Source organism: Dietzia sp. E1 (genome assembly GCF_014145015.1).
In the GTDB taxonomy this organism is placed as follows: domain Bacteria; phylum Actinomycetota; class Actinomycetes; order Mycobacteriales; family Mycobacteriaceae; genus Dietzia; species Dietzia cinnamea_A.
Window position 1 is genome coordinate 1 of the sequence record NZ_JAALDU010000455.1, and the last position, 1,037, is coordinate 1,037.

The 1,037-nt window shown below is 72.0% G+C and carries 1 protein-coding gene; it reads right to left on the minus strand.

Annotated elements, in window-relative coordinates; genetic code table 11:
* Positions 1–1,037, minus strand: a 1,037-nt coding sequence (locus tag G6030_RS13850) for a PTS fructose transporter subunit IIC (protein ID WP_182643525.1), incomplete at both ends; no start/stop codon positions are given.

The following is a 1,037-nucleotide window of genomic DNA, read 5'->3' on the forward strand; positions in this document are numbered from 1 at the left end:
GGCTCGGCCCCGGCGGTGGTCGGGGCGGGGTCGCGGCGGGCCGACTTGGCGGTGACCACGGCCGCGCAGGCGACGAGCGTGCCGGCGAGGATCGCCACCAGGTAGCCCCACACCGGGCTGATCGCGAACACCACGAACAGTCCGCCGTGCGGTGCGTACGACTCCACCGAGAACGCCATGATGAGTGCTCCGGTGACGGCGCCGCCGGCCATCATGGACGGGATCACGCGCAGCGGGTCGGCGGCTGCGAACGGGATCGCGCCCTCGGTGATGAAGCTGGCGCCCAGTAGGAACGCGGCGCGGCCGTTCTCCTGCTCGGCCGGGCTGAACAGCCGCTTGCGCACGACGGTGGCCAGGCCCATCGCCAGCGGCGGCACCATGCCGGCGGCCATCACGGCGGCCATGATCCGCAGGGTCGCCGGGTTGCCGGCGACGAGGCCCGCGGTGGCGAACGTGTACGCGGCCTTGTTAACCGGCCCGCCGAGGTCGAAGCACATCATGAGGCCCAGGATCACGCCGAGCAGGATCACGGACGAGCCGGTCATGCCGCCGAGCCACGACTCCATGGCCGAGGTCAGCGAGGCGAGCGGCCGCCCGAGCAGCAGGAACATGAGCAGACCGATGGCCAGCGAGCCGATGAGCGGGATGAGCACGACGGGCATGAGGCCCGACAGCCAGCGCGGGGTCCTCCACGTGGTCATCCAGCGCACGAGGTAGCCGGCGAGGATGCCGGTGACCAGCGCGCCGATGAAGCCGGCACCGAGGGTCGCGGACAGGGCGCCGCCGACGAAGCCGGGCGCGATGCCGGGGCGGTCCGCCAGGCCGTAGGCGATGTAGCCGGACAGGACGGCGATCATGAAGCCCATCGCGGCCTGCCCGATCGCGAACAGCACGGCACCGATGTAGAGGCGCAGCCCGGAGTGGGTGAGGACCTCGGCGCCCGCGGTGCCGGCGGAGACGATCTCGCCGTCGAGGTACCAGACCTCGCGGGGCAGGTCGGTGAGCGTGAACGAGGTGGACAGCTCCTGCCACACGAA